Annotated in this window: 19 protein-coding genes; 13 read left to right on the top strand and 6 right to left on the bottom strand. The window is 63.9% G+C overall.

The genetic code is table 11. From position 1 onward, the window contains the following. Nucleotides 1-37: 37 nt before the first annotated feature. The 3 genes from CLU94_RS26175 to CLU94_RS26165 are packed head-to-tail and all read right to left on the bottom strand — an operon-like array spanning nt 38 to nt 2,222. Nucleotides 38-769, bottom strand: coding sequence for a molybdopterin-dependent oxidoreductase (locus CLU94_RS26175; protein WP_373610687.1), 732 nt, complete (start codon nt 767-769; stop codon nt 38-40). Between the two features lie 50 nt (nt 770-819). Further along, nucleotides 820-1,416: a cytochrome b/b6 domain-containing protein gene (locus CLU94_RS26170; RefSeq protein WP_099667816.1), complete on the bottom strand. Its 597-nt coding sequence runs from the start codon at nt 1,414-1,416 to the stop codon at nt 820-822. Then, the gene (locus tag CLU94_RS26165; protein WP_099667815.1) at nt 1,416-2,222 is read right to left on the bottom strand and encodes a DUF1223 domain-containing protein; all 807 of its coding nucleotides are present in this window, start codon (nt 2,220-2,222) and stop codon (nt 1,416-1,418) included. The genes CLU94_RS26170 and CLU94_RS26165 overlap by 1 nt, the downstream gene beginning before the upstream one ends. A gap of 130 nt (nt 2,223-2,352) precedes the next feature. Between CLU94_RS26165 and CLU94_RS26160 the strand changes: the two genes are divergently transcribed. Both CLU94_RS26160 and CLU94_RS26155 read left to right on the top strand, forming a co-directional pair. Continuing rightward, nucleotides 2,353-2,937 (top strand): sigma-70 family RNA polymerase sigma factor, encoded by a 585-nt coding sequence (locus CLU94_RS26160; protein WP_099668507.1) that lies wholly within the window; start codon nt 2,353-2,355, stop codon nt 2,935-2,937. Beyond that, the gene (locus CLU94_RS26155) at nt 2,934-3,581 is read left to right on the top strand and encodes an NrsF family protein (protein WP_099667814.1); all 648 of its coding nucleotides are present in this window, start codon (nt 2,934-2,936) and stop codon (nt 3,579-3,581) included. The genes CLU94_RS26160 and CLU94_RS26155 overlap by 4 nt, the downstream gene beginning before the upstream one ends. Nucleotides 3,582-3,669: 88 nt before the next feature. Here the strand turns inward: CLU94_RS26155 and CLU94_RS26150 are convergent, their stop codons facing one another. Beyond that, nucleotides 3,670-4,059, bottom strand: coding sequence for a GNAT family N-acetyltransferase (locus tag CLU94_RS26150; protein ID WP_180278781.1), 390 nt, complete (start codon nt 4,057-4,059; stop codon nt 3,670-3,672). A 327-nt stretch (nt 4,060-4,386) separates the two neighbouring features. On the opposite strand from CLU94_RS26150, the gene CLU94_RS26145 reads away from it, so the two are divergent. The 11 genes from CLU94_RS26145 (at nt 4,387) to CLU94_RS26095 (ending at nt 19,095) form a co-directional block, all read left to right on the top strand. Continuing rightward, entirely contained in the window at nt 4,387-6,999 is a 2,613-nt protein-coding gene (locus CLU94_RS26145) for an AAA family ATPase (RefSeq protein ID WP_099667812.1), read from the top strand. Between the two features lie 379 nt (nt 7,000-7,378). Beyond that, on the top strand, nt 7,379-8,890 hold the full coding sequence (locus tag CLU94_RS26140) for a DUF4331 domain-containing protein (RefSeq protein ID WP_180278780.1): 1,512 nt from the start codon (nt 7,379-7,381) through the stop codon (nt 8,888-8,890). A gap of 18 nt (nt 8,891-8,908) precedes the next feature. Further along, on the top strand, nt 8,909-9,157 hold the full coding sequence (locus tag CLU94_RS26135) for a hypothetical protein (protein ID WP_099667811.1): 249 nt from the start codon (nt 8,909-8,911) through the stop codon (nt 9,155-9,157). An 86-nt stretch (nt 9,158-9,243) separates the two neighbouring features. Beyond that, on the top strand, nt 9,244-10,455 hold the full coding sequence (locus CLU94_RS26130) for a hypothetical protein (RefSeq protein WP_099667810.1): 1,212 nt from the start codon (nt 9,244-9,246) through the stop codon (nt 10,453-10,455). Between the two features lie 8 nt (nt 10,456-10,463). Next, nucleotides 10,464-11,579: a HupE/UreJ family protein gene (locus CLU94_RS26125; protein ID WP_099668505.1), complete on the top strand. Its 1,116-nt coding sequence runs from the start codon at nt 10,464-10,466 to the stop codon at nt 11,577-11,579. 129 nt (nt 11,580-11,708) lie between these two features. Then, nucleotides 11,709-12,218 carry a sigma-70 family RNA polymerase sigma factor gene (locus CLU94_RS26120; RefSeq protein WP_099667809.1) on the top strand — a complete coding sequence of 170 codons (510 nt, stop codon included), beginning with the start codon at nt 11,709-11,711 and terminating at the stop codon, nt 12,216-12,218. After that, a complete protein-coding gene (locus tag CLU94_RS26115; RefSeq protein WP_218965319.1) occupies nt 12,215-13,201 on the top strand; it encodes a FecR domain-containing protein in 987 nt (328 codons plus the stop codon). The genes CLU94_RS26120 and CLU94_RS26115 overlap by 4 nt, the downstream gene beginning before the upstream one ends. A 103-nt stretch (nt 13,202-13,304) precedes the next feature. Continuing rightward, nucleotides 13,305-15,782: a TonB-dependent siderophore receptor gene (locus CLU94_RS26110; RefSeq protein ID WP_099667807.1), complete on the top strand. Its 2,478-nt coding sequence runs from the start codon at nt 13,305-13,307 to the stop codon at nt 15,780-15,782. Continuing rightward, nucleotides 15,782-16,996, top strand: a complete 1,215-nt coding sequence (locus CLU94_RS26105; protein WP_218965318.1) for a PepSY-associated TM helix domain-containing protein — start codon at nt 15,782-15,784, stop codon at nt 16,994-16,996. The genes CLU94_RS26110 and CLU94_RS26105 overlap by 1 nt, the downstream gene beginning before the upstream one ends. Nucleotides 16,997-17,088: 92 nt before the next feature. Next, nucleotides 17,089-17,940, top strand: coding sequence for an aldo/keto reductase (locus CLU94_RS26100; protein WP_099667806.1), 852 nt, complete (start codon nt 17,089-17,091; stop codon nt 17,938-17,940). Between the two features lie 12 nt (nt 17,941-17,952). After that, entirely contained in the window at nt 17,953-19,095 is a 1,143-nt protein-coding gene (locus tag CLU94_RS26095; protein WP_099667805.1) for an aldo/keto reductase, read from the top strand. Here the strand turns inward: CLU94_RS26095 and CLU94_RS26090 are convergent. Together CLU94_RS26090 and CLU94_RS26085 are read right to left on the bottom strand one after the other, a co-directional pair. Beyond that, entirely contained in the window at nt 19,082-19,627 is a 546-nt protein-coding gene (locus CLU94_RS26090; protein ID WP_099667804.1) for an RNA 2'-phosphotransferase, read from the bottom strand. The two genes, CLU94_RS26095 and CLU94_RS26090, sit on opposite strands and share 14 nt — an antisense overlap. Nucleotides 19,628-19,644: 17 nt before the next feature. Beyond that, nucleotides 19,645-21,723 (bottom strand): TonB-dependent receptor, encoded by a 2,079-nt coding sequence (locus tag CLU94_RS26085; RefSeq protein WP_099667803.1) that lies wholly within the window; start codon nt 21,721-21,723, stop codon nt 19,645-19,647. Nucleotides 21,724-21,793: the final 70 nt, after the last annotated feature.

Raw genomic sequence — 21,793 nt, 5'->3', positions numbered from 1 at the left:
AAAGCTGTTGCCGTGCTACGGGTACTGCCAAAATTGTTCAAGAGCCGCCGAACCAGTTGTAGCCCTGATTCTCCCAATACCCTCCCGGATACGTATTCGTCACGAAAATGGCCTGGATGTGCTTGGGATTCTTGTAGCCCAGCTTGGTCGGCATGCGCAATTTCATCGGGTAGCCGTACTTGGGCGGCAATTCCTGGCCGTCGTAGCTCAGGGCCATGATGGTTTGCGGATGCAGGGCCGTGGCCATGTCGATGCTGGTGAAATAATCGTCGGCGCACTTGAAGCCGACGTATTTCGCCGTCGTGTCGGCGCCGACCCGCTTCAGGAAGTGGGAAAACGGCACGCCGCCCCACTTGCCGATGGCGCTCCAGCCTTCCACGCAGATGTGGCGCGTGATCTGGGTTTCCTGCGGCAAGGCGCGCAATTGCGGCAGGGTCCACGGCTTCCTGTCGGCGATCAAGCCGCTCAATTCCAGGCGCCAGGCGTCGCCATCGACTTCTTCCACCTCGTCTTCGCCGTAATACGCGTTGAAGGGAAACGGCCGCGTGATCATGGAGTCCGGGTAAGTCGGCGCCAGTTTGGTCGGGTCGAACAGCCAGCCCTGTACCCTGTCGTTGAAGCGCGACACGGCCGTCAAGGCTGTCTCGATGCCGGACGGGTCGCTGACGTTGCAACCAGTCAACAAGGACAGGCCGCCCAGGGTCAGGCTGCGCTGCAAAAACAAACGGCGCGACGGCTGCTTGATCTGGCGCAAGGCGTCGTCTAGCATGGCCTGGCCCTGCTCCTGCACGAGGATGGTTTTTTTCATGCTCATCTCCTTCAGCGGCCGCGCAGCATGGCGACCAGGGTGCGCGGCACCAGCGCCACCATCAGCAAGTGCACGCCGACAAAGCCCGTCAGCAGCGCCATGGCGATGAAGTGGACCCTGCGCGCACTCTCGTAGCCGCCGATGAGCTCGCGCAGCAGGGGAAATTGCACGGACTTCCACAGCACCAGGCCGGACAGCACCAGCACGATGCAGTCGAGCATCACGAACAGGTAGGCGGCGCGCTGCACCATGTTGTAGTGGCGCGGGTCCGCATGCGCCAGCTTTCCTTTCAGCGCGGCGACAAAATCGGCCAGCAACAGGCGCGGCGTCAGGGGAAAGAACTGGCGCCGCAGCCTGCCCGAGGCGATGTTGATGATCAGATACAGCAAGCCATTGGCCACCAGCAGCCACATGGCGGCAAAATGCCATTGCAGGGCGCCGCCCAGCCAGCCGCCCAGGGTCAGCGCGCGCGGCAACTCGAAGGGGAAAAATGGCGCCGCGTTATAGATGCGCCAGCCGCTGGTGGCCAGCACCACGACGGCCACGGCATTGAGCCAGTGCGTCAGGCGCAGCCAGGCGGGGTGGATCACGTTCGCTTGTCCGTTCATCACATCACTCCCTTCGCACAGGATGCCGTGCTGACGGCTTGCAGGATGGCGCTGCTGTCGGCCCGCTGCACGAAGGCGACCACTTGCAGCTGCTCCGGGCGCCAGCTGGCGGGCAGGTTGACTTCGCGGCGCAGCCGGGCGTGGCCTTGCGCCAGCGCAACGGGTCCCAGCCACAGGCGCACGGCCGCATCGTGATGCAGGGTGGCGCCGCGGTTTTCGCCGCGCAGCACTTTCGAGACGATGGCGCTTTCGCTGATGGCCACGTACAGCTGGCCGCCCGCCTGCCCATCCGACGCGCTGGCATTGGCTTCAAGCAATAATTGTCCACCCGCCCCAGGCGTGGCGGACAGGCTGATATTGACGGGCGCGGCGGTCGCGTTGATGCGGCGGATGGCGGCCGGCAGTTGCGTATCCCAGCCGCGCAATTCCGTGCCGCCCACAAAGAATTGGGGCGTGTAGGCCACATGACGGGGCTGGTAGCGCAGCAATTCGGCCTGGCGCGCATCGAATTGCGCCTGCGCCAGCGGGTCCGTCCAGCCGATCTGGTCCCAGTACGTGACGTGCAAGGCCAGCGGCACGACCAGGCTGGCCTCCCCCGCTTCCTTGCGCAAGGCGTTCAGGCGCTGGTCGGCGGGCGGGCAGCTGGAACAGCCTTCGCTGCTGTACAGTTCCACCAGCGCCGCCGTCTGCGGCCCGCTTTGCACGGCGCAGCGCTGGCCGGCCGCCAGTTGCGCGTACCCGGGTGCCGTCGCGGCCCACAGGCAGAGCGGAACGAGGCTGGCGGCAAGGCGGTGCTTGATATGCATGATGACTACCCGTTATAGTGAATGAAGAAGCGTGCTTGCCTGTCAATTCGCCGCAATGGCCGGATTGGTTACAGCCGCCGGCAAAATTAATGATATTTATTTTTTTCAACGCCTGTCACCAAAGGCCTGCATGCAACGAATACCTGTAAGCGAGCACCTGCATGGCACGGAATTGCGGCTGCATGGCTTGATGCTGCGCGGGCTCGAGGGCGATGCGGCGGCGTATCGCAGTTTCTTGCAGGCCAGCAGCAGCCATTTGCGCGCATTCCTGCGGCGCCGCCTGCAGCGCTGGCCGGACGAGGTGGAAGACCTGGTGCAGGAGTGCCTGCTGGCCATCCACAACCAGCGGCTGACGTATGACACGGGCGTGCCGCTGACGTCGTGGATCCATGCGATCGCCCGCTATAAATTGATCGACTGGCTGCGCCGGCATGGACGGCGCGAGGCGCAGCACTTGCCGTACGACGAAGAAGATAGCGCGCAGGAACTGTTTTCCAGCGCCGATGCCGAGGCGGCCGAAGCCAGCCGCGACCTGGGCAAATTGCTGGCCAGCTTGCCGGCGCAGCAGCGCGACGCCATCGTGCATACCAAGCTCGACGGCTGGTCCGTGCGCGACACGGCAGCCGCCATGCAGATTTCGGAAGCCAGCGTCAAAGTGGCCGTGCATCGCGGCTTGAAGGCACTGGCAGCCAACTTGAGGATAAGGACACCATGAAAACCGATGACTTGATCGCCATGCTGGCCAGCGGCCCCGACGTGGCCGCCGCACCGCCCCCGGGCGCCCGCCGGCGCGCCGCCACCACCCTGGGCGCAGGACTGCTGGCCAGCGTGACGCTGATGACCCTGTTGCTGGGCGTGCGGCCCAACCTGGAACAGCTGGCCCTGCTGCCGGACTTCTGGATCAAGGTCGGTTTCGTCATATGCCTCTCCCTGGCGGCCTGGCAAGTCACCCGCCGCCTGTGTGTACCCGGGGCGCCGACGCGCGCCCTGCCCCTGCTGCTCGCCGTGCCCCTGCTGCTGATGTGGGCGCTTGGCGCCCTCATCCTGAACGAAGCGCCGCCCGAGCAGCGCGCCGAACTGTTCTGGGGCGCCACCTGGCGCAGCTGCCCTTTGCTGATCGCCACCCTTTCCTTGCCCCTGCTGGCCGCCGTGCTGCGCCTGATGCGCCAGCTGGCGCCCACGCGCCTGCGCTTGGCGGGCGCGGCTGCCGGCTTCGCGGCCGGCGCCATGGCGGCGCTCGTCTATTGCCTGCATTGCCCCGAGCTGGCGGCCAGCTTCGTCGGTTTCTGGTACGTGCTGGGCATGCTGGTGCCGACCGCCATCGGCGCGGCCCTTGGCCCCAAGGTGCTGGCCTGGTGAGCACTTGGCGTAGCTATATTGGGCTTCAACGCAGTATCCAGATCGAGATAACATGCAATAACTTCGGTATTGGTTTTGTCTACACCCACTAAGTATTCATCGGTGTCCAGCGCATCAAATAGTGATCGCCTTCCATGTGGTGTTCGACAACAGAAAATCCACGCTTCTCAAAAAATTCTTTTCGTTTTCTCGTTTCGCATTTGAGAATGATCGCGATATCGGGGGCTACTGATATCTTCACTTGTTCGATCAGTTTCGTCCCTACCCCCATTCGACTGCACTCTGGATGCACATACAAAAACATGAGGTCTGCTTCCTGAAAACCGGTGCCAAAGCTGTGGCACCTCCCCTTATAGGCAATTGCAAAGCCTTCCTGTAGTCGTATGATGGCAAAAAATCCTCTGGCTAGATACTCGAGTACGTTGGCCGGAAATTCTTCGTCCTTATCACTACCAAATTGTTCGAAATTATCGTTCACAAAGTGGACAATATTTTCGACAGAAAACTACGTAAAATCAATCACATTCGTCCTAGTCATTATTCTGAAAATTGAATAAATATGGAAGCAAGCCTCATATTCAATTTAGTGCCATTTTAGGTCGGATGAATTTATCCGTTGGATCTTTCCGCATCATGGTCAAGTCACTCTCACTCAGAGCAAGAGGCGACTAAAAAACTGTCATCAATAAGTTTTTAATTTTACAAATATAGACAATTTTAGCAACATGTCATCGATATTTATTGCATTGGGACTTTACTTTAGCCTACTATCAATCATTAATAGATAAAAATACAACTAGGCGCCATGTCCATACTTCTAGCGATTCAAAAATGGTCCACCGAACAGCCTGATTGGCAGCAAGATGCCATCGCGCGCATCTATAACCAGAGCGACCTTTCAGCAGAAGACCTGGACGATCTGTATGCGCTATTGAAGGCAGAGCATGGCATCCCGGACCCTGCTGGACGCCAGCCACGTAAGTTTGCCGCCGATCAAATTGCAGGCGCAGCACCAATTGGCCAGCGTGTGCAATTAGCGTCAATCAAGAATCTGCTCAACGTCAATGCCTTGGCACCCGACCAACATCTGTTGATCGCAAGAACCGGCCTGAGCGTGATCTATGGTGAGAACGGTGCTGGCAAATCTGGTTACTCCCGAGCCTTAAAGAAAGCTTGTCGTGCTCGCGCTCAGAGTGAATCGATCCATCCCGACGCTAGACTTGCCCCAGGCCAAGCTGGCACTCCTCAAGCGAGCTTTGATCTCTTTATTGACGATCTGCCTACTGAGGTCGTATGGAAAGCAAATCAAGCCGCACCCGAATCTTTGTCGGCGATCGCAATCTTCGATTCGTACTGCGCACGCGCTTATGTGGACAACAAAGGCGATTTTGCTTACATCCCCTATGGCTTGGACATTCTTGAAAAGCTGGTCGGTGTCTGCGGCAAACTCAAAACAATGGCATCTGCCGAGCTTGAAGTCGTTCGGCCAAAACTTGACGCGTTTTCCCACTTAGGGCAGTCGCAAACGAAGGTCGGCGCCTTGATACGTGGGCTATCATCAAAGACCAAGACAGCTGAACTCGAACTGCTCGCAACCATCAGCGATGTCGACAAGGAGCGCTTTGCCATATTGGTGAAAGCGCTCACGGAGCGCGATCCGAAAGAAAAAGCGCTAGAACTAAAGGCCAAAGCAAGTCGCTATAACGAGTTGGACGTACGTATTTGTTCATCTTATACCATGGTGACCGACGCCAAGTTGGGCGTTCTGCGAGACCTTGTACAACAAGCTCAATTGACAAAGGCAGCGGCAGAGCTTGCGAGCAAAGCGTTCAAAGACACGCCGGGCCTTTTGCCCGGTACGGGCGGTGAACTATGGAAGGTCTTGTTTGAAGCCGCGCGTCAGTTCGCCACCGAGTCCCACAGAGGGAACCAATTCCCGCGTTTGAGTGCGGAGTCCGAGTGTCCTCTTTGTCAAAACCGCCTGGAGAAAGAGGGAGCGGAACGCTTGGTACTATTCGACCAGTTCGTCCAGCAAGAAGCGGAAAAACGTGAGCAGACGGCACGTGCGGCCGCTTTGTTCGCATTCAAGGAACTGCGTGATGTCCCGCTTAACTTAATGATTGAGGGAAGCCTGGCCGCAGAGCTTGAGATAACCGATCCTGAACTGCTCGCGCACTGCTTGACTTTTCAACAATCATTGACAGTGCGCCGTGCCGCCGCAATAAAAGCGTGCGCCCCAGGAGAAAAATGGGGTGAGATTCCAATCTTGACGCAAAGTCCTCAAGCTCGACTGGAAGGCATAACCACCAAGCTCATGGCCGAAGCTAAAGCATTGGACGAGTCGGCCAACGAACTGGCAAAAGCTGCAATGATCGCGGAGCACGCTGAACTCGAAGCGCGTTTCCGGCTAGCTGAAGTAAAAATGGCCTTACTGGACGCTATTCAAAACCTTATCCTGGTCGGTAAGCTTGAGAGCTGTGCTTCCAGATCTGGTACCACGAATGGGATATCACGGCAGTCAACAATGCTATCCAATTCCATTGCAACCCAAGAGGTCGTGGCTGCACTAAATCATGAACTGGAAGAGTTGAACATACATGAGCTCAAGGCCGTGATGAAGGCGGAAACGGCGCGAGGGAAGACCCAATACAAGCTGGTACTGGAAACACCCGGAAATTTAGCCGCCAAAGACATTCTTAGCGAAGGGGAACAACGTGCTATCGCCATCGCAGCTTTTCTGGCGGAGGTGACTCTTGGTGGTGGACTAGGCGGTGTGGTTTTCGACGATCCGGTTTCCTCGTTAGACCATCGACGCCGCTGGCTTGTTGCCAAACGGCTAGCACAGGAAGCGCTTAAGCGGCAAGTCATCATCTTTACGCACGACATCTACTTCCTGTGCATCTTGCAGCAATGCGCGACCGAACTTGACTTAGAGCTCACCCCACAGTGCATCCGCAAAGCTCCAGGGGGGTTCGGCGTACATTCGGAACGCGTCCCGTTTGATGCAATGGTCACAACAAAACGCATCTCAGCACTGCGTAAAATGTACGACAAGGTCAAAGAAGCAAAAAAAACTGGTGATGATGAAGCCCAGACACAGTGGACACGTGATGCCTACTACCATCTTCGACTGGCATGGGAGCGAGCAGTGGAAGAGGTACTTCTATTTGGCACCGTCACCCGCTTTGAAGAAGGGATATCAACTCAGAGATTACGTTCAGTAATCGTCGAGGACGATGACTACATGCAAATCGAAACAGGCATGACGAAATGTTCAAAATTTGCCCACGATCCGGCCGCTGGTGCCCATCTTCCTACCCCGTCTCCAGAGGAACTCTCCAGTGATATAGAGACGTTAGAAAAATGGCGCGCGTCGGTAGAGAAACGCCGTGAGGTCGTCCGTAAGCGGCGCACTTGAGCAAGTTAGTTCTGCGCCATGAACGGCTGGGTCACGTTGTGGCCCTCCTCCGCCACAACAGACGGTGAAGAATGCCATATCCGCCTGAAGCATCCGCATTGGAGCGCGTGCTTTTGAGAGCTACATCCACACAGTTGGCTACGATAGCCAAGCCCATCGACTACTTGGTACGCTCAACAAAAACGATTATTTTGCACGCAGGCGGTGGACGTTGCATCAAGACTGGCACAACATTGCACTCACCGATATCACACCAAAATTGATTTTTCCGATCCCATCTAAGAGTTGAATCCATTTCCCTCCCCCGTGCGTATAAGTCAGGCAGCCTGCAGTTTCTTGGACTTGTCTGTCAACGCTAACAAAAATCGGGAGAATCGAAATGTCCTTGTCACACTCGAAAACCGCGCTGGGCGCCGCCCTCATGGGCAACCTGCTCGCCGTATCCTTCACGTTGGCCATCGCGCCAGCGGCCCACGCTTCCAGCCACCGCGAAGCGCCATTCATCACGCAAAACCCCAAAGTCGACGCCACCGACTTCTATATGTTCCGCAGCTATGAAGCGGGCCGCGGCGCCTACACCACCCTGGTGGCCGACTACATTCCCCTGCAGGACGCCTACGGCGGCCCGAATTACTTCGCCATGGACCCCAACGCCCTGTACGAAATCCATATCGACAACAATGGCGACGGCAAGGAAGACCTCACCTTCCAGTTCCGCTTCACCAACACCATCAAGGATGGCCAGTTCACCGTGGGCGGCAAGAAAGTCTCGATTCCGCTCGTCATCAACGGCGGCGCCATCGACAGCGTCAATCCGGCCGGCCTGAACGTGCGCGAAACGTACAGCGTCACCGTGGTGCGGGGCGACCGCCGCACGGGCACCAGGAGCGCCGTCACCAACGCCAGCGGCGGCGGCACGACCTTCGACAAGCCCGTCGACAATATCGGCAACAAGGCCATCCCCAACTATGCTGCGTATGCTGCGCAACATGTGTATGCCGTCAATATTCCCGGCTGCGCCACGCCGGCGCGCATGTTCGTCGGCCAGCGCAAGGACCCGTTCGTCGTGAACCTGGGCGAAACGTTCGACTTGATCAATATCAAGGCGCCCGCCACGGAATTCGCCGCGAATGCGGAGTCGGCCGCCAAGGATGACCTGGCCAGGAAAAACGTCACGGCCATCGAGATGGAAGTGCCGACCGCCTGCCTGACGGCTGGCAGCGACCCCGTCATCGGCGGCTGGACCACGGCCAGCCTGCGCCAGGGCCGCCTGCTGAACCCGGCGCCGGGCACGGCCACCACGGCCTCGAAGGAAGGCGGCGCGTGGGTGCAAGTGTCGCGCCTGGGCATGCCGCTGGTGAATGAACTGGTCATCGGCCTGAAGGACAAGGACCGCTTCAACGCCAGCAAGCCGTCGGGCGACGCGCAATTTGCCGACTACGTCACCAACCCCACGGCGCCGGCCCTGGTGGAAGTGCTGTTTGGCTCGGCAGGCGCCAAGGCGCCCACCAACTTCCCCCGCAACGACCTGGTGGCCACTTTCCTGACGGGCATCAAGGGCGTGAACCAGCCCGTCACCGTGACGGCGTCCGAAATGCTGCGCCTGAACACCTCGATCGCCCCTACCGCCGTCGGCGCGCAAAAGCGCCTGGGCGTCATCGATGGCGATAACGCGGGCTTCCCGAACGGCCGCCGCCCCGGCGACGACGTGGTCGACGTGGTGCTGCGCGTGGCCATGGGCAAGCTGTGCACCCTGAACATCGGCTGCGCCCCGGCCGATGCACCGGCCGGCGGCCTGCACTTCACGGACGGCGCTTTCCTCGATGAAACCTACTTCACGGCGGGTTTTCCCTACCTGAAAAACCCCATCGCCGGTTCGCCGCAACTGTAAGCCTACGAGGAGAATACGATGAAAAAGCTCCATGCATGTGGCGCCCTGGCGCTCACCACCCTGCTGGCCGGCTGCGGTGGCGGCGGCAGCAGCCACGGCGGCGATAACGGCGACGGCGGCGTCACCCCTCCGCCCGTGGTCTTGCTCGACGCCTTCTATGTGGCCGTCAGCAACGTCATCCTGACCACCAGCGATGACAAGGATGGCGTCGCCATCGACGCCATCATGGCGACCTCTCCGGAAAATACGGAGCCGGTACCGCTGTAACGCGCGGTCACCGAGTGCGGGCGCCGGAGACAGCGTACTCCGGCGCCCGCCCTTGCCGCCCTACTCCACCGTCGATGGCGTCCACGATGAAAACACCGATTTCCCTGCTGTGCGCCTGCCTGCCCGCACTGGCGCTGGCCGCGCCCTACACGCCGAAAGACGGCAGCGCCGTCATCGAGCAATTGCCGCGCCGCGCCGACGCCACGCAGCTGGCCTTGCGCGGCCTGCGCCAGCAACTGAATGACACGCCGCAAGACCTTGCCCTGGCCTCCAGCCTGGCCCAGCGCTACATTGCCCTGGCGCGCAGCGAAACGGACCCGCGCTACCTGGGCTACGCGCAAGCGGCGCTGGCGCCCTGGTGGCGGCAAGCGGCGCCGCCCGTCCCCGTGCGCCTGCTGCGCGCCACCATCCTGCAAAGCACCCACCATTTCGGCCCGGCCCTGCAAGACCTCGACGCCGTCATCGCCCAGCAGCCGCAAAACGGCCAGGCCTGGCTGACGCGCGCCACCGTGCTCACCGTGCAGGGCGACTACGCCCAGGCGACAGCCAGCTGCGCCCGGCTGTCCGCCCTGACGACGCAGCTCGTCACCGTCACCTGCCTTGCCAGTATCGCCAGCGTCACGGGCCGGGCCGCCAGCAGCGAGCGCTTGCTGGACCTGACCCTGCAACGCAGCGCCGGCGCGGCGCCGGAGCTCGACAGCTGGGCCGCAACCCTGCTGGCGGAAATGGCCACGCGGCGCGGAGAGGCAGCGCTGGCCGAGGCGCGCTACACGACGGCGCTGGCGCGGCAGCCGCGCGACAGCTATCTGCTGGGCGCTTACGCGGATTTCCTGCTCGACCGGCAGCGCCCGCAGGAAGTCGTCAAATTGCTGAAAGAGCAGCAGCGCATCGACGCCCTGCTGCTGCGCTACGCGCTGGCGCTGCAGGCGCTGCCCGGCCAGCAGACGGCCTTCCTGGCGGCAAAAGCGGAACTGGCGGCCCGTTTCAATGCCGCCATGCAACGCGGCGACACCGTGCACCAGCGGGAACAGGCCCGTTTCGCCCTGTTTTTGCAACAGGATGTGCCGGCCGCCCTGCAACTGGCGCAGAAAAACTGGGCCATCCAGAAGGAAGTGCCCGACATGCGCATCTTGCTGGAAGCATCCGTGGCCGCGCGCAACTACGCGGCGGCGCAACCGGTGCTGGCCTGGATCACGGCGCATGGCGTGGAAGACGTGGCCCTGCAGCGCCTCGTCAGGCAGCTGGGGCCGCAGGATGGGCAAAAACTTAGTGCCGCAAAGAAAGCAGGTGCGCTGTGAACGCCCGCATGCTCGCGTTGCTGCTCACCCTGTGCGCCTGGCTGGCCCCCGCGCAGGCGCACAAGCCCAGCGACAGCTACCTGAGCCTGGCCGTGCACGGCCAGCAGATCGACGGGCAATGGGATATCGCCCTGCGCGACCTCGATTTCGCCATCGGCCTCGATGGCAATGGCGACGGCGCGCTAACCTGGGAGGAGATCCGCGCGCGCCACGACGCCATTGCCGCCTACGCGCTGCAACGCCTGCAGGTGGCCAGCGACCGGGGCGTGTGCCCCTTGAAGGCCGTCGAGCAGCTGATCGACCGGCATACGGACGGCGCCTACAGCGTGCTGCGCTTTGCGGCCACCTGCCCCGGCAACGCCGCGCCAGCCACCTTGAGCATCGGCTACACCCTGTTCGCCGACCTCGACCCGCAGCACAAGGGGCTGCTCAAGATCGACAGCGGCGGCGCCACGCAAACGGCCATCTTCGACCCGGACAGCCCGCGCCAGACGCTGTCCCTGGCCGCACCCGACCGCCTGGCCCAGTTCGGCGCGTATGTCAAACACGGCATCTGGCATATCTGGATCGGCTATGACCATATCCTGTTCCTGCTGTCGCTGCTGCTGCCGGCCGTGCTGCTGCCGGGCTTGCGTGAACAGCGGCAAGGCTTGAAAACGGCTTTTTATGACGTGCTGAAGGTCGTCACGGCGTTCACGCTGGCCCATTCCATCACATTGACCCTGGCCAGCCTGTCGCTCGTCGCACTGCCGTCGCGCTGGGTGGAATCGGCGATTGCCGCTTCCGTGATCCTGGCCGCGCTGAACAACCTGCTGCCCCTGTTCCGCGGCAAGCGCCCCGTGGCCGCCTTCGTATTCGGGCTGATCCACGGTTTCGGCTTCGCCAGCGTGCTGCGCGACCTGGGCTTGCCGCAGGGTTCCCTGCTGGCCAGCCTGTTCGGCTTCAACGTGGGCGTGGAAATCGGCCAGCTGGCCATCGTCGCCGCCTTCCTGCCGCTCGCCTGGCTGCTGCGCAAGACGTGGCTGTACCGGCAAGTGCTGACCGGCGGCTCGCTGGCCATCGCCCTGGTCGCTTGCGTGTGGCTGGTGGAGCGGGTAGCCGATATCAAGCTGATTTCAACGTGATAGCCGCCCGATAGCGTTGCTGGACAGCCACTGCCGGGCCACAAGTCCCGGCAATCGGGCTACAATACGAACAATTCTCAATCGCATCAAGGCCTGTCTGTCCTGTGGACCGTGGCATGGAAAGGTTGCATGCTACGCCCCGAACTGGAACTGCATCGGCAAATCGAAGTCCTCTACAGCGACCACCATGGCTGGCTGCAGGGCTGGCTGCGCCGCAAGCTGGGCAACGCCTTCGACGCGGCCGACCTGGCGCACGACACGTATCTGCGCATCCTCGCGCGCGGCCGCGCGCCCGCTCCCGTGGAATCGCGCCAGCACCTGGCGCAGATCGCCAACGGCCTGGTGGTCGACCTGTTCCGCCGCCGGCATATCGAGTCAGCCTACGCGGACGCCATCGCCGCGCAGCCGGAAGCGCTCGTGCCGACGCCGGAAATGCGCGCGCTGATCGTCGAAGCGCTGGTGGAAATCGACGCCATCCTGGCCAGCCTGCCGAACAAGGTGCGCGACGCCTTTTTGCTGTGCAAGCTCGAAGGCATGGCCTACGCCGACATCGCCGCGCGCCTCGACGTGTCCGTCTCCTCCGTGGAAAAATACATCGCCCGCGCGCTGCTGGCCTGCTGCATGGCGCAATGCGCATGACCCCCCAACTGGACAGCCCTCCCATCGCCCCCGCCGTGCTGCAGCGCGCCGCCGAGTGGATGGCGCGGCTGTGGGCGGAAGACGCCAGCGCGGCCGATGCCGACGCCTGCGCCGCCTGGCGCGCCGCCCACCCCGAGCACGAACGGGCCTGGGCCCGGCTGCAACGCTTCGCCCGCCAATTCGAGGCCCTGCCCCGCGAGGTGGCGCGCGGTGCGCTGGCGCCGGCCCGGCGCCATGCCGCCGGCCGCCGGCGCGCCTTGCAGCTGCTGGGATTGATCGCGGCGGGCGGCGGCACGGCCCTGCTGGCGCACGAATCGGGCCTGTGGCAGCGCGCCGCCAGCGATTACCGCACGGCTGTGGGCGAGACGCGCGCCATCGTGCTGGCCGACGGCACGCAGGTGGTGCTGGACACGGCCAGCGCCATCGACGTGGCATACAGCGCCGGCGAACGGCGCATCGTGCTGCGCGCGGGCGCCATCCTCGTCACCAGCGCGCACGAAACGGCGCCTGTCTACCGTCCGCTGCTGGTGGCGACGCCGCAAGGCACGGCCACGGCGCTGGGCACGCGCTTTGGCGTGCGCCTCGATGCCGACGCCAGCAAGGTGGCCGTGTTCCAGGGCGCCGTCGCCCTGCAGCCGCGGCAGGACGGCGCCGCGCCCGTACACCTGCAGGCGGGCCAGCAGGCCGGCTATACGCGCCGCGCAGTGCAAGACATCGGCAAGGTGGAAGACAGCGCCGCCGCCTGGGCCGATGGCCGCCTGGTGGCCGAACGCATGCCGCTGGGCGAACTGCTGGCCGAGCTGGGACGCTACCGTCACGGCGTGCTGCGCTGCGACGCATCCATCGCCGGCCTGCGCGTGACGGGCGTGTATTCGCTGCGCGACACGGACCGCTCGCTGGCCAACCTGGCCCTGAGCCTGCCCGTGCAGCTGCGCTACCGCACGCGCTACTGGGTCAGCGTGGGGCCGCGCCAGGCGTCCTGAAAAATATAGGCAAAATAAATGAAAAAACGTTGAGGGTTTTGGCTTTTCGTTCGGAATACGGGAAGAACCGATTTTTTCCTTCCACTTTCCAAGGATCTGCACCATGCCCCCTCGCCCGACCGCCCCCAAGCTGCGTCCATTCCCCCTCGCCGTCGCCATCCAGGCCCTGTTCCTGGCTGGCGCCGCCATGGGCGCCGTGGCCGCCACGGCCCCTGCCGCCCACGCGCAAACGCTTGAGAATGCGCAAGCCAAGCGCCCCTACGCGATCCCCGCCGGACCGCTGGAGCGGGCCTTGACCGCGTTCGCCAGCGCGGCCGGCGTGGAACTGTCGGCCGACGCGGCCCTCTTGCAGGGCAAGCGCAGCGGCGGCCTGGCGGGCAGCTATACCGTGCGCCAGGGCTTCGACGAACTGCTGCGCGGCCAGGGCGTGCGCGTCGTCGCGGGCGCCAACGGCGCCTATGCGCTGCGGGCGGACGCCTCCGCAACGCCATTGCCGGCGCCGGCAAGCGCACAGGCGGCGCAGGCCAGCGCCACCCTGCCCGCCATCACCATCAATGCCACGGCCGAACGCGAAACGGCGACGGGCCCCGTGCGCGGCTACGTGGCGCGGCGCGCCGCCTCGGCCACCAAGACGGATACGGCCCTGAATGAAAACCCGCAATCCGTGTCCGTCGTCACGGCCGATGAAATCAGCGACCGCAACGCCGAATCGCTCGACGAGACCCTGCGCTACACGGCGGGCGTGACGCCGAACCAGCGCCCGCTGGGCAGTGACGATTCCTCGCTGCTGCGCGGCTTCACCATCGAAACGAACGGCATCCTGCAAGATGGCTTGCGCAATTCGGGCCGCACGTTTGGCGCCTCCATCGAGCCGTATGGCCTGGAGCGCCTGGAAGTGCTGCGCGGCCCCGCGTCCGTGCTGTACGGGCAGATTCCGCCGGGCGGCATGGTCAACGCCGTCAGCAAGCGTCCCAGCGCGGACGCCGTGCGCGAAGTAGGCATCGAGTACGGCAGCTACCAGCGCCGCCAGCTGAAAGCCGACGTGGGCGGCACGCTCGACGCGCCGGGCGCCTGGACTTGGCGCGTCGTCATGCTGGGCCGCGAAGCGAACACGCGGCTGGATCGCGACCGCGACAACCGCCTGTACTTCGCGCCGTCCCTCACTTGGCAGGCAGGACCGGCCACGCGTTTGACCCTGCTGGCCCGCTACGAGCAGGACAACCAGCAATACGCGTTTCCCAACCAGCTGCTGGTACCGGGCCAGCGCGGCCAGGTCGACCCCGGTGTCAACCTGATGGGCGACGACAACCGCTTCAAGCGCCGCAACACCATGCTGGGCTACGAGTTCGAGCATGCGTTCAACGATACGTGGTCGCTGCGCCAGAACCTGCGCTACACGCACCTGAAGAACGACCGCACGGACATGTTCCCCCTGGGCTTGAATGACGATGGCACGGTGAAGCGCTATTTCATGCCCGTCGATACGGCGTCGAACAGCCTGTTCGCCGATACCCAGCTGCAGGCGCGCTTCGCCACGGGCAGCCTGGCGCACCAGGTACTGCTGGGCGTCGATTACGCGAACATCCGCAACACGGACGAATACCGCCACCAGCAGGGATTTATCGAGCCGATCGACCTGTACCAGCCCGTGTATGGCAAGCAGCCCCTGGTCCCGGCCAAGTCGCCGACCCGCGCGGACGCCCCGTCGCGCCAACTGGGCCTGTATGCGCAGGATCAAATCAAATGGGACCGCTGGGTCGTGACGGCGGGCCTGCGCCGCGACAAGGCGACGCAATCGCGCGACGTCACCGACCTCCATGCCGGCAGCGTGAAAGCGGACTACCACCAGTCGCCGTCGGCCACCACGGGCCGCGTGGGCGCCGTCTACCTGTTCGATGGCGGCTGGGCGCCATATGTCAGCTACGCCACCTCGTTCTCGCCCGAACTGGGCGTCACGGCCAACGGCGACGCCCTGAAGCCGTCGCGCGGCAAGCAATTCGAGGCTGGCGTGCGCTATGAACCCGTGGGCCAGCGCGCCAGCTACACGGCCGCCGTCTTCGACCTGGTGCGCGACAACGTCACCACCTCCGACATCGGCAACCCGGGCAGCCTGCTGCAGACGGGGCAAGTGGGCTCGCGCGGCCTGGAACTGGAAGCGCGCACGGAGTTCGCCAGCCGTCTGAGCCTGATCGCGCAATACACCTACCTCGATACGGAGGTCAGGAAGAGCAATAACGGCGACCTGGGCTTGCAGCAGTCGGGCGCGCCGCGCCACAGCGCCTCGGCCTGGGCGCGCCAGGCGTTCGACCTGGGCACGGCCTTGCCCGCGTATGCGGCGCTGGGCATGCGCTTTCTCGGCGCCATGCGCTCGAACTCCGACGGCGACAACCTGAACATCCGCAATGGCGGCCTGACGCAGTGGGATGCGGCGCTGGGCGTGTCGCGCGGGCCGTGGCAGTTTTCCCTCAACGTCAACAATGTGCTCGACAAGCAGACCCTGTACGACTGCGGCTACCTGCCGAACCTGTGCTACCGCAATGCGGAACGCACGGCCAACGTCAGCGCGATGTACAGGTTCTGATGCCATCGCTGCACATGCGCCCCGCACTGGCGGCGCTGCACCGCTACGCCGGCCTGCTGATGGCCGGCTTCCTCATCGTGGCCGGCGTCACGGGCAGCGCGCTCGCATGGAAGGATGAACTGGAAGCGGCCATGCTGCCCGCCGTCTTCCTCGCAGCGCCGCCCGCGCCGGATGCGGCGCCGCTCGACGCCCTGCTGCTGCGCGAGTCCATCGCCGCGCGCTTCCCGCAGGCGAGCGTCACGTACGCGCCCCTGTCCGCGCCGCCCGGCCGCAGCATGGTGTTTTACCTGCGCCCGCCCGGCGACGCGCCGCTGGCCAGCGACGAAGTGTTCGTCGATCCCTACACGGGCGCCGTGCTGGGCCAGCGTCGCTGGGGCGCGATAAGCCAGGGCGCCATCAACCTGCTGCCCTTCATCGAGCGCCTGCATTACGCGCTGGCGCTGGGCGACACGGGCTTGTTCATCTTCGGCCTGGTCGCCATCGTGTGGACGGTCGATTGCTTCATCGGCGCCGCCCTGACCTTTCCCGCGCGCCTGAAAAAACGCTCGCCGGGCGGCAAGCCGTGGCTGCGGCGCTGGCGCCCGTCCTGGCTGCTGCGCCGCCACGGCGGCAGCTATAAACTGATATTCGACCTGCACCGCGCAGGCGGCCTGTGGCTGTGGGCCATGCTGCTGGTGTTTGCCTGGAGCGGCGTCGCCTTCAACCTGTACGGCGTGTATGCGGCCGTGATGCAGCCGCTGTTCCCGCACCAGGGGGCCGAGGAAGCGGTGGCGCGGCACACGCCGTCGCCGGGGCCGCAGCTGGACTGGCCAGCCGCGCGCACGCAGGGGCGCCTGTTGATGCACGCGCTGGCGCAGCGGCACGCGTTCGCCATCGTCGAGGAAAACGCGCTGTCCTACGAACGCGCGCTGGGCGTGTACAGCTACAACGTGCGCAGCAGCCGCGACGTGCGCGCCCACAAGGGCCTCACCACCGTCTTCTTCGACGCGGCCAGCGGCCGGCAACTGGCCGCGTGGCTGCCCACGGGCGCGGCCAGCGGCGACACAATCCGCAGCTGGATCAGCGCCCTGCACATGGCCTCGATGTGGGGCTGGCCCTTTAAGATGTTCATTTGCGCCATGGGCGTGCTGGTGGCAGGCTTGAGCGTATCGGGCGTGCTGATCTGGCGCCGCAAGCGCCAGGGGCAAGCCAGGGCCAAAGCCCTCATTCATTAGTTCAGCTAATAAGAGTATGCCGATTCCAACGGCTTATCAATAGGTGGCAGACGCCGTACAGTAGCTCCTGTTAATGACTGAAGGAGCTTGCGATGAACCGCGTCACCCTGAATAACGGCATCACCATGCCCGTCGCCGGCTACGGCGTCTTCCAGATTCCCGACCCTGCCGAATGCGAGCGCAGCGTCATCGACGCCATCGCCGCCGGCTACCGCCTGATCGACACGGCCGCTTCCTACCTGAACGAAGCGGCCGTCGGCCAGGGCATCGCCCGCAGCGGCGTCGCGCGCGAGGAGCTGTTCGTCACCAGCAAGCTGTGGGTGCAGGACACGGGCTACGAGCGCACGGCACAGGCCATCGAGCAGTCGCTGCAGCGTTTGCAGCTCGATTACCTGGACTTGTTCCTGATCCACCAGCCGTTCGGCGACGTCCACGGATCGTGGCGCGCCATGCAGGATGCGTATCGCAGCGGCAAGCTGCGCGCCATCGGCGTGAGCAATTTTCATGCGGACCGCTTGATGGACCTCATCGCCTTCAACGACATCGCGCCCGCCGTCAACCAGATCGAGATCAACCCCTTCCACCAGCAGGCGGACAGCGTGGCCTTCATGCTCGAGCACGGCGTGCAGCCGCAAGCGTGGGCGCCGTTCGCCGAGGGCCGCAACAACCTGTTCCAGAATGAATTGCTGCTGGGCATCGCTGGCAAGCACGGCAAGTCCGTCGGCCAGGTGGTGCTGCGCTGGCTGACGCACCGCGGCATCGCCGTGCTGGCCAAGACCGTGCACCGCGCGCGCATGGCGGAAAACCTGGCCATCGACGATTTCGACCTGGACGAAGCGGACATGGCCGCCATCGCCACCCTGGAAACGGGCAGCAGCAGCTTCTTTTCACACCGCGACCCGGCCATCGTCCAGTGGATGGCCGCACGCAAGCTCGATATCTGAAGGGATAGCTTCATGACAAGCAAACACGACACGCCCACGGACCGTCGCGACTTCCTGCTGGCGGCGGGCGGCCTGGCCGCCGCACCGTTGATCGGCCAGGCGCAGGACCGGACGGTGCAGGCAACGGTGGCGAACCGCCGCAAGCTGGGCCAGCTGGAAGTATCGAGCCTGGGCATGGGCGTGCAAAACATGAGCCGCACCTACCAGACGACGATCCCCAGCCGCCCGGGGATGCACAGGATCATCCGCACGGCGTTCGAGCGGGGCGTCACCTTGTTTGACGCGGCCGAGGCGTACGGACCGCACGAGGTGGAGAGGATACTGGGCGTAGCCGTGGCGCCGTTTCGCAACGACATCGTCATCGCTTCCAAATTCGGCTGGGACATCGACTTGCAGACGGGCCAGCGCCGTCCGGGCTTGAACAGCCGCCCGCCGCACATCAAGCTGGCCGTCGAAGGCATGCTGCAACGCCTGCGCACGGACCGCATCGACTTGCTGTACCAGCACCGGGTGGACCCGCAAGTGCCGATCGAGGACGTGGCCGGCGCCGTGCAGGACCTCATGAAAGAAGGCAAGGTGCTGCATTGGGGCTTGTCCGAGATGGGATTATCAACGCTGCGGCGCGCCCATGCCGCCCTGCCCGTTTCCGCCGTGCAAAGCGAATACTCGATGCTGTGGCGCGGGCCGGAAGATGGCGTGCTGGCCCTGTGCGAGGAACTGGGCATCGGCTTCGTGCCGTGGAGCCCGCTGGGCGTCGGCTTCCTGGCGGGCGCCATCGACGCGAAGACCCGCTTTGCCGACGGCGACATCCGCCAGCTCGAATCGCGTTTTTCACCGGAAAACCTGCCGCACAACCTGGCGCTGGTGGCCCTAGTGAATAGCTGGGCCACGCGCAAGCAGGTGACACCGGCGCAGATCGCCCTGGCCTGGCTGCTGGCGCAGCGGTCGTGGATCGTGCCGATTCCCGGCACCACGCAGATGGCGCACATGCTGGACAATATCGGCGCGGCGGGTGTGCGCTTGACGGCGGCGGAGGTGGCCGAGCTGAACCAGGCCGTGGCCGCCATCCGGGTGCGAGGGGCAAGGCTGCCCGATGCCGTGCTGGCCTACTCGGGCGTGGAAGCCGCAGTCCGGCCGCCCCTCAGGGAAAAGTGATAAAGGCTACCGGCACGGCGTCAGTCAGCCACACGCCGTTGTCGGACACATAGAACACGTGGCCCTGTGCCTGCATGGCGGCGGCATCCACCGTCAGCACGACGGGCTTGCCGTGGCGCGCGCCCACGGCCACGGCCGTTTCGCGGCTGGACGACAGGTGCACGTGGTTGCGCGATCCCGGCAGCAAGCCGCCGGCACGAATCGCCTCGACAAAGCGGCTGGCCGTGCCGTGGTACAGCATGGCGGGCGGCGTGGCGGGCGGCAGAGCGATATCGACGGCGGCCAGGGAGTGGCCCTGGTTGGCGCGGATGCGCAAGCCGTCGGCACTGATGGCGTAGCGCGTCTTGCTGTCGCGCGCCACCACGTCCTCTAATTGTTCACGGGAAAGGCGGCGGCCATGCCGGGCCGATTGCGCCAGCAGCTGGCCGATGTCGGCCCAGCCGTTGGTATCGAGCGCGAGGCCGATTTTTTCGGGGGCGTGGCGCAATATGAGGGAAAGAAATTTACTGGTATTTACTAAATGATCTGTCATGCCCCAGTCTACCGTTATCAGAACGCATATGACAAGGTCAGGCGTACGGAACGGGGTTCGACCGGATGGAAATGCCGGTCGTTCACCCCGTCCGCCGCCTCGCCAGGCAGGCGCGACGCATAGTAATAATCGATATCGCTGGCGCGCTTGTCAAACAGGTTGAACACGTCGAGCGACAACCGCGTCTTGCGGTTGAGCTGGTACGCCAGGCGCGCATATGCCAGTGTAGTCGAAGCGGAGCGCACGCTATTGTCCTCGATCAAGGGACGGGGACCAAAATAGCGCAATTGAAAAGCGCCCGACCACGGGCCCTGGTCCGTCACCGTCACGCCGAACGAAGCCACCTTGTCGATGGCGCCGGGGATGTGGTTGCCCGCCGGATCGTCTTGCGTATAGCGCGAGCGCGAAGCGGCCAGGTCCAGGTCGAACAGCAGCCACGGCGCGGCGATGTAATGGTTGTTCCACTCGATGCCGTGGCGGCGGCTGGCGCGGCTCGCTTCCGTCTCGCCCGCGTCGCCGACGAACAGCAATTCCGACGCGATGTCGAGGCGCCACAGGGCCAGCGAACTTTGCAGGCCCGGCAGCCATTCCGTGCGCGCGCCCAATTCCATGCCTTTCGTCGGCACCAGGGGCGTCACGGGCGTGGCAGCTTGCCCGTCAGGCAGGCGCGTCTGCGTCGTGCCCCGTGCATCGTTGCTATGAAAACCTTTTCCGTAGTTCACGAAGAATTCCGTCTTGCTCCACGGACCAAGAATCAGGGACAGCTTGGGCGACACCACGTGGTCGTTCGCCGCGCCGCTGTTGCCGTCGATACTACTATCGACTTTGAAACGGTAGGCGTCGTAGCGCAAGCCCGCCACCGAACGCAGCCACGGCAGCCATTGCACCGTGTTTTCGCCGTACAGGCCGATGCTGGCCTCGCGCACCCTGTCTTCGCGCACCGTACTCTGCCGTACCCGATCCACCGTGTTATACAGGCCCACGGGCGACAAGCGGTCGTAGCGGGCCTGCACGCCGACCTTGTTGCGCATGGGCAGTCCCGCCAACTCCGTGCTCCAGCTTTCGGCCGCGTTCACGCCCGCCACCGTGCGCCGCTCGCTTTGCTGGAACTGGTCGCCGGCGACCGGGTTGGCGAGGAAATAGGTGAAATCGCTGTTCAGCTCCAGTTGCGAGCGGATCAGGTAGGCATCCAGTTCGAACAGCCCCTTCTCCGTGCGCTTGCGCATGGCGTACGACAGGCTGTAGCGCGACGTATCGCCGCCGTCGCTGGGCGCCAGCGAGCCGAAACGGCCGATCTGGCCCGATGCCACGGCGCGCAGCGGCACCTGGTCCGTGGCATTCCAGCTGTTCTTGTACGCCATGCCCGTCACGCTGAAGCCGTCGTCCGGCGTGCCCTGGCTGTAGCGCAGCACGCCGCTGTATTTGCGCACGTTTTCCGGCACGTCCCAGGGACCGTTGTTGCGGTTCACTTCCAGGCCGTACAGCAAGGTGCCAGGCCCGGCAGCGGCCGAATCGGCGACGACGCCGCGCACATAGCCGTGCTGGCCGACGGATACGCTGGCCTGGCCTTGCGGCAATTTGTCGGCCAGGCGGATGCGGGCGCTGCCTGCCGAGGAAAAATCGCCTTCGCCGGCGAAATACGGCCCCTTCTTGTAATCGATGCGCTGCACCAGTTCGGGAATGAGGAAATTGAGGTCGGAATAGCCTTGCCCATGCGCATGCGTGCGCATGTTGACGGGCATGCCGTCGACGTGGGTGGCAAAATCCGTGCCATGGTCGAGATTGAAGCCGCGCAGGAAATACTGGTTGGCCTTGCCGTCGCCGCTGTGCTGGGTGACGATCAGCCCCGGCACGAATTCCAGCAACTCGCCCGTGCGCAAGGCGGGCCGGTTGACGATCAGTTCATTGGTGATGACGCCCTGGCTGGCCGCGTCCGACGTGCCGACGGCGTTGTCATAGTGGCCCGTCACGCGCACGGTGCGCGACTCTTCGGCCCCTGCGGCGGCATCGGCCGGCCCCTGCGCCGCCACCTGGCGCCCCATGCCCAACAATGCCAGTGCACAAGCTGCCACCAGTTTGCGTTTTCTCAATAGCATCGCGTCTCCCCTTTTTATGATGTCAGTACTGGCTCCTGCTGGCTATATACGCGGCGGATGGGCGCCTGGA

The organism is Janthinobacterium sp. 13 (genome assembly GCF_002749695.1).
Lineage (GTDB): Bacteria > Pseudomonadota > Gammaproteobacteria > Burkholderiales > Burkholderiaceae_D > Janthinobacterium > Janthinobacterium kumbetense.
Note: the sequence above shows the minus strand (reverse complement) of the source record. Positions and strands in the feature narration are given on the sequence as shown.

Excerpts from the sequence above, each read along its gene's own strand:
- CLU94_RS26135 (WP_099667811.1), top strand. The coding sequence starts at position 8,909 with ATGAAAAAGCTCCATGCATGTGGCGCCCTGGCGCTCACCACCCTGCTG.
- CLU94_RS26155 (WP_099667814.1), top strand. The coding sequence starts at position 2,934 with ATGAAAACCGATGACTTGATCGCCATGCTGGCCAGCGGCCCCGACGTG.
- CLU94_RS26100 (WP_099667806.1), top strand. The coding sequence starts at position 17,089 with ATGAACCGCGTCACCCTGAATAACGGCATCACCATGCCCGTCGCCGGC.
- CLU94_RS26120 (WP_099667809.1), top strand. The coding sequence starts at position 11,709 with ATGCTACGCCCCGAACTGGAACTGCATCGGCAAATCGAAGTCCTCTAC.
- CLU94_RS26115 (WP_218965319.1), top strand. The coding sequence starts at position 12,215 with ATGACCCCCCAACTGGACAGCCCTCCCATCGCCCCCGCCGTGCTGCAG.
- CLU94_RS26110 (WP_099667807.1), top strand. The coding sequence starts at position 13,305 with ATGCCCCCTCGCCCGACCGCCCCCAAGCTGCGTCCATTCCCCCTCGCC.
- CLU94_RS26175 (WP_373610687.1), bottom strand. The coding sequence starts at position 769 with ATGCTAGACGACGCCTTGCGCCAGATCAAGCAGCCGTCGCGCCGTTTG.
- CLU94_RS26145 (WP_099667812.1), top strand. The coding sequence starts at position 4,387 with ATGTCCATACTTCTAGCGATTCAAAAATGGTCCACCGAACAGCCTGAT.
- CLU94_RS26140 (WP_180278780.1), top strand. The coding sequence starts at position 7,379 with ATGTCCTTGTCACACTCGAAAACCGCGCTGGGCGCCGCCCTCATGGGC.
- CLU94_RS26130 (WP_099667810.1), top strand. The coding sequence starts at position 9,244 with ATGAAAACACCGATTTCCCTGCTGTGCGCCTGCCTGCCCGCACTGGCG.
- CLU94_RS26090 (WP_099667804.1), bottom strand. The coding sequence starts at position 19,627 with ATGACAGATCATTTAGTAAATACCAGTAAATTTCTTTCCCTCATATTG.
- CLU94_RS26160 (WP_099668507.1), top strand. The coding sequence starts at position 2,353 with ATGCAACGAATACCTGTAAGCGAGCACCTGCATGGCACGGAATTGCGG.
- CLU94_RS26105 (WP_218965318.1), top strand. The coding sequence starts at position 15,782 with ATGCCATCGCTGCACATGCGCCCCGCACTGGCGGCGCTGCACCGCTAC.
- CLU94_RS26085 (WP_099667803.1), bottom strand. The coding sequence starts at position 21,723 with ATGCTATTGAGAAAACGCAAACTGGTGGCAGCTTGTGCACTGGCATTG.
- CLU94_RS26095 (WP_099667805.1), top strand. The coding sequence starts at position 17,953 with ATGACAAGCAAACACGACACGCCCACGGACCGTCGCGACTTCCTGCTG.
- CLU94_RS26165 (WP_099667815.1), bottom strand. The coding sequence starts at position 2,222 with ATGCATATCAAGCACCGCCTTGCCGCCAGCCTCGTTCCGCTCTGCCTG.
- CLU94_RS26125 (WP_099668505.1), top strand. The coding sequence starts at position 10,464 with ATGCTCGCGTTGCTGCTCACCCTGTGCGCCTGGCTGGCCCCCGCGCAG.
- CLU94_RS26170 (WP_099667816.1), bottom strand. The coding sequence starts at position 1,416 with ATGAACGGACAAGCGAACGTGATCCACCCCGCCTGGCTGCGCCTGACG.